The organism is Streptomyces sp. NPDC093568 (genome assembly GCF_044764945.1).
Classification (GTDB): domain Bacteria; phylum Actinomycetota; class Actinomycetes; order Streptomycetales; family Streptomycetaceae; genus Streptomyces.
This window is the reverse complement of the sequence record NZ_JBIWJD010000014.1, coordinates 1-5,739: the sequence shown is the minus strand read 5'-3', so window position 1 is coordinate 5,739 and position 5,739 is coordinate 1. Positions and strand designations below refer to the sequence as shown.

Genomic DNA, 5,739 nt, shown 5'->3' with positions numbered 1-5,739 from the left:
CTTTTTATTTGATAACGGACCCGCGTCAACAAAACCGTGCGCCGTGGGGTCGAATTGCCCCCCCCCCCCCCCCCCCCCCCCCGAACGCCCCTATCGGTACGGTTAGTTGGGCAGGAGTCGGGGGGTGAGGATCGTGCCAAGATTCATCCGGTGGTTGCACACCAGGCGGGGCAAAGTGGAGCCACCGAAGAACCGCAGCTTCTTCTCTGCGGCGTCGAGGATCTCGCCCCAGCTCTCGACCCAGACCTCGTAGTCGTCCCATGCGTCGGCGAGGCCAGCGGGACGGTCCCATGTAATCAGGCGCCCGCGTGGACGTGTGCGGCCCACACCGATGGCAGGTTCGGATACTTCGTCCTGAGCTGTCTGACCGTGCGATGGACCGCCGCCGACGCGCACAACGCACCGGATCGATGCGCGATCAACTCGTCGTAGATCTGCTGACTGAAGGCTGGTGCCACGGCGTCGTCGACGCGCCAGAGCGTGCCGACTACCTGGGAGAACCCGGCTATCTGAAAAGCCGCCAACGGGTGGATCGCCTCGTCGGACAGGCGCGCGGTGGTGCGGGCCGTGTCACAGGCCGAGAGGAACGCGAACTCCGCGTTCCGCAGGCGCAGCCGGGAAAGGTCCAGCACCCGAAGCGGCGCGCGGTCGTGGTCGTGCAGCGCCAGGTGGCTGTCCGAAGGGTTGTCCGGGTCGCTGTACCCGTGGCAGGCGAAGTGTGCCCAACCACTGGCCGGCAAGGCGTCGAGAACGGCGTCACGAGTCGCGTCCGCGCCGACCAGAACCGTGGCGCCGGGAATGAGAGCGGCCAGGTGGTCGGCTTCTGCCTGTGCGCCAGGCAGGTCCGGGGCGTCCGGAGTGTGCGGCATGGCGACCACCAGCAGCCGCGGCTCGTTCCGGTCGTCGCGGCGGCCGGCGCGGGCGTGACCCAGAGCGCGGATCGTTGGCGTTGTTGAGGAGACGACGCGGTCGAAGAGCACGGGTCCGCCGTCGCGGTGGTGACCCGCCGCGTGCAGGGGGAGCAGGCTGAGCGAACCGACCGGGGCCCACCAGATCCTTGGCAACGGACCATCCGCAGCCGGTTTCGCCGTCAGCCCCAGTTCGCCGAGCACAGGGCCCGCGACGGTGTCCCACAGCCACTCGAGCGTGTCATGGATCGCCTGCTCGGCGGCCAGCCGCCCCTCCGTGAACGCGGTGTGCAGAGCGCGTACTCGGTGGCTCACTGTCTCTTCGCTCAGCCCGTCCAACGCGCGTGACCGGACCCCGTCCGGAGTGATGATCAGCGCGTCACACCGGTGCCGGCTGACGTTGACGTACACGATCGGGCCCTCGTGCGCCTGCGCGGTGAGGTCGGTGAGCAGCGGGGGCCGTAGGAACCGCCCCATCCCGGGCAGCGCGCGGATCCGGTCGGTCACCGCGTCGAGCTCGTCGGCGAGGATCACGCGGTCGCTCGTGGTGTCGGTTTCGAACTCCGCGGTGAGGGTCCGGAAGCGCTCGGCCAACTCGGGTGCCCGCTCGCGCAGTTCGGAAAGATCGCCGCGGCTGTCGAGTGCCTGGGCGGCGAGCACGCAGCGCCCGGATTCGAGCAGGGTGACCGCGCTCACCTCGTCGCCGGCGGCCAGCGCACACGCGGCGGCGTCGGCGGCGACCCCGGCGAATCGGCCGAGCCAGTACTGGGCGTCCTCGCGGCCCAGGCGGCGCCCGGCGAGCCGGGGCAGCAGCCGGACCGCGGTGGCGTACCCTTCGGCGGCCACATCGAACTGCCCGGCTTCGGCTGCCAGAACACCCCACCTGTCCGCCGCTTCCGCTCGTCTCTCCGCCGGCGATCCGGCAGACGCCGCGGCCTCCCGGTAGCAGCCGAGCGCCTCGGTCAGCGCGTCGGCGTCGCCGAGGTGCCGGAAGCCGAGCGCCAGCACGTTGGCGACGCGGGTCAGTAAACCCGCCCGGGAATAGGCGTCCTGCCCGGCCCTCCGCGCCGCACTTCGGGCCAGGCCGACCGCCTCGGCGAGGACCTGCGGATCCGGCGGCTCCCGCCGCGCGACGGCTGGCGCGACCGGGTTCGTGCACCAGTCCGCAAGCGCGGCGGCCAGGTTCGCGGTGTACCCGGGCCAGTGCGGGTTGTCCTCGGGAGTCGCGGCCACGGACGCGCGACGTGCTGCGACCGCGTCCCGCAAGGCGTTCCGGTCGCCGAACTTCTCGTACGCGATCCCCAGCACACCGCCGAGATTGGCCAGCCGTACTGCCCGGTCCGGGTCGTCGTCCGCCGTCACATCCGTGGCCGCGCGGTGCGCGTCGATCGCCTCGTCAAGCACACTTGCCTCGCCCGTCCTGCTGAACCAGTCGGACAGGATGGCGCCAAGATTGGAGAGCCGCTGTGCCTGCCCGGCGACCAGGCTCGCACCGAGGCGGACGGACTCCCGCGCGCGGTCGACCGCCTCCGACAGCACCTGCAGCTCGCCGGTCACCCGGAACCGGTTGTGCAGCACGACAGCGAGGATCCCGAGCGAACGCGGGTGGTCGCCCTGCCCGGCGGTGGCGTCGGCGGCACGGCGAGCGACGTCGATCGCTTCTATGACGTGGGCCAGGTCTCCGGTCGCGTGGAACAACGCGTTCAGGTTGACGGCGAGGTTGCCCATGAACTGGACCCGCAGCGGATGGCCCGTCGGCGTGCACGCGACCGCCTCCCGCCCGATGGTGACGGCCTCCGCGAGCGCGGCGTGGTCCCCGAACTCTTCACCGCGGGTGGCCAGCGCCGAGGCGAAGTGGTCCAGCCGCACACCGCGGTGGGGGTGCCCGGCGGGGGTCGCCGCGGCCACCGAGCGCCCGAGCTCGAGCGCCCGCTCGAGCAGGGCGGAGTCCCGGGTCTGCTTGAACTCGACGGCGTACCGGCCGCACGCCTCGGCTTCGGTGTCGGCGCGTTCCCAGCCGCCGGTCGATTTCGCGCGCTCACCGGTGAGCGCGGTCCAGGCTCGTTCCGTGGTTGTCAGGTCGCCGAGGTTCTGCGAGTGCTGGAGATCGGTAACCGGGGTATGTGCCACCAGCGTCTGCCGGACCCAGAGCAGTTCGGCCAGATCATCCCGCGCTCCGCGAGCCCGGTAGCGGTCGTCGAGAAGGGCCGCGAGGATCTTCAACCGGCCGAGCACGTCGGAAGATCCGGCCGGCGTGAGCTCCACCGCTCGCCGCGCGGCGTCGACGGCTTCCTCCATGACACCGGTCTCCCCGGTGTCCTGGACCCAGTCGCGCAGGACGACGGCGAGGAAGTGCAGGCTCCTCGCGGTGAGCGCGTCGTCGGGGGAGCATTCAACGGCGGCCCGTGCGTGCTCGACGGCTTCCGCCAGGCAGGCGAGGTCCTTCGTAACGGTGAACGCCGTCCGCAGCGCGACAATGAGGTTACCCAGGTAGAACGCCTTCTTCGTGGACGGTTCCTCGTCGACGGCCGCCCGGCTCCAGTCCAGCGCGTCGGCCAGGGTTTCGCGGTCCCGGTTCTGCTGGAACGCGGTGTGCAGCAGCATGCCCATGTTGTTGGCGTAGCTGGCCGAGTCCTCCGGGCTTTCGTACACCAGGAAGTAAGCCTCCGTGAGGTTACGGACGGCTTCCTGCAGGAACTCGAAGTCGCCGGTCTGGCGGTACCGGGTTTGCAGCAGGCCCCCGAGATTGGACAGCACCAAGTGGCGCTCGGCCACGTCCTCGGCGGCCAGCACGGCACGGCCGAGGTCTATCGCCTTCTCGACCGACGCGGGATCCGCGCTGTGCCGGGCCACGCGGAACGCCTCCCAGAACCGCTCGGCCAGGCCGTTCGCGGGCCCGCCACCCACGCGTCAGTCCTGGTTGCGGTTCGAGGTGCCGGCCGGGCCGCTGGGCGCCTCGTCCGGTTCGGCGACCGTACGTTTCGGGGTGTAGCCGCGATCCGCGGACTCCTGCAGCAGCGCCGCCTCTTCGGGTGACAGCTCGGGTTCGGGTGAGAGTTCGGGTTCGTGCGCCACTATTGCTCCTCCCCCGGCACGGTCGCCGGTTCTCCGGCTTCGACAAACTCCAGCACGTCGAAGTCTTCCGCCCGCAGTCGCAGGCCCGCCGTCCCGCGCACGCGCCCGCCGAACGCGCCGTCGGCACCCATCATGCGCGCCGATTCAAGGTACAGCTCGGCCGGGTGGGGGTACGAGGAGGCGTACGACCGGTCGCCGTACCAACCGCCCGCCCAGTTGCCGTCCTTGAGCCGCACGCGCACGAAGCACGGTTCGCGGTCGCGGAACGCGTGGTCCCAGGCGCTGGGCGTGCGCAGGAACCGAGCCTTGCGCCGCTGCCGATCCACCAGGGAAACGGTGACCGCCGCCACGGCCGGCACGACGAGGAGCAGCACCACGGAGACGAAGCCGACCACTCGCGGCCGTTCCACGAAGCCGTCCCAGCCGCCGCCGGCGCCCCGAGCCAGGCGAACCAGCGCCGGCCCCGCCACCACGGCGTACAGGGCGTCCAGCGCGATGGACGCGACGATCGCCCGCAGCACCCGCTCACCCAGATCACGCTCACCGGGCACCGGCCCGCGGCGCCGTTCCCGGACGAACTGATAGGTGATCCCAGGCAGCACCAGAAGGACGAGCAGAGCGAGCTGCCCGACTGTCGCAGGCGCCTGCACTCACCACCCCCATGTCTCACGGACTCCGTTGAATCAGGCTACTGGCTTGCGTCTCCGCGGTCGGCCGAGCACCCCTTTCCGCGGCTCTTGGGAGGCAGCGGCACAGCACTACAGGCGGCCTGCCTCGGCGGACGGTCATCGGGTGACACGACATCACACAAGTTTCAGGCTTCAACCGAAGTGGCCGATTCCGGACTTGTCCGTCCCATGCGTCCCGAACAACCCTGAAGTCAGATTGACCCCCTGGCATGCGAGGGGGCATCAGAATCGGGGGAACACACCATGCGCATACCCATACTCGCGGTCGTCACTGCGGCCGCCGCCCTCCTGTTCGGAACCGGGGCGACTGCTGCCGCCGCCGCGCCGGGCTCCGACGTCACGAGCGTCTCGGCCGCAAGAGCCGGAGGGCCCTTCGCGGACCAGGCCGCGAAGGCGCACTTGACGAAGGCCCAGACGGCATCGCTCCAGGCGAAGGTCGACCGATATGTGAAGCGGACCGGCGGGAAACAGGTCGCACTCAACGAGATCGACCTCGGCGGGGATGCCACTCTGCTGGTCGCCCTGCCCGGAGAGAAACACCCGAGGGACTTCACGTCCGGCGACAGCGCCCGGGCCGCGTTCGACCCATGCCTGCAAGGGCAGGTCCACAGTGGCTGGTTCTGCGCCTACAGCCAGGAGGGATTCAACGGCGACGCCCTGCGCTGGTACGAATGCGGAAAGCGTGGCATGCCGTGGGGAGGCTGGGGGTCGTGGATCAACGATCAGACCCCCGGTACGAGGGCGATCTTCTACGGTGCGGACGGATCCGCCTACGACGCCACCCCGGCACCGTACAGCTCCAACTCCCGCTACTACTGGACGCCCGTCTGGAGCATCAGGAACTGCTGACGGCGATTCCGGGCGCGGCCTGTGTGTACGGCGCTGGAGGCTTCGGCCATGGCTGGGATCCCCAGCGCCGTACCGTTTCTCAGGGTGACGGCGCGAGCCCGGAGACCGGGGCGTACATGCAGCACTAGGGTCCGTCTTCAAAGATCATCGGATGGTGGATCATGGTGAAGTGATACGTCGCCATGAACTCACCGATCAGGAGTGGGAGTTACTCGCTC

4 protein-coding genes are annotated in these 5,739 nt (G+C 70.1%); 1 reads left to right on the top strand and 3 read right to left on the bottom strand.

Going from position 1 to position 5,739, the window contains the following annotated elements; translation table 11 throughout:
* Window positions 1-296: 296 nt before the first annotated feature.
* From ACIRD7_RS37075 to ACIRD7_RS37065, 3 genes are read right to left on the bottom strand one after another with little or no spacing between them, the layout of a single operon-like run.
* Window positions 297-3,815 (bottom strand): CHAT domain-containing protein, encoded by a 3,519-nt coding sequence (locus ACIRD7_RS37075; protein WP_403460300.1) that lies wholly within the window; start codon window positions 3,813-3,815, stop codon window positions 297-299.
* A gap of 3 nt (window positions 3,816-3,818) precedes the next feature.
* Window positions 3,819-3,983, bottom strand: a complete 165-nt coding sequence (locus ACIRD7_RS37070) for a hypothetical protein (RefSeq protein WP_403460299.1) — start codon at window positions 3,981-3,983, stop codon at window positions 3,819-3,821.
* Window positions 3,983-4,633 carry a DUF6338 family protein gene (locus ACIRD7_RS37065; RefSeq protein WP_403460298.1) on the bottom strand — a complete coding sequence of 217 codons (651 nt, stop codon included), beginning with the start codon at window positions 4,631-4,633 and terminating at the stop codon, window positions 3,983-3,985. The genes ACIRD7_RS37070 and ACIRD7_RS37065 overlap by 1 nt, the downstream gene beginning before the upstream one ends.
* Window positions 4,634-4,915: 282 nt before the next feature.
* Between ACIRD7_RS37065 and ACIRD7_RS37060 the strand changes: the two genes are divergently transcribed.
* The gene (locus ACIRD7_RS37060) at window positions 4,916-5,521 is read left to right on the top strand and encodes a hypothetical protein (RefSeq protein WP_403460297.1); all 606 of its coding nucleotides are present in this window, start codon (window positions 4,916-4,918) and stop codon (window positions 5,519-5,521) included.
* Window positions 5,522-5,739: the final 218 nt, after the last annotated feature.

Coding starts and splice junctions, on each gene's coding strand:
- ACIRD7_RS37060 (WP_403460297.1), top strand. CDS start 4,916: ATGCGCATACCCATACTCGCGGTCGTCACTGCGGCCGCCGCCCTCCTG.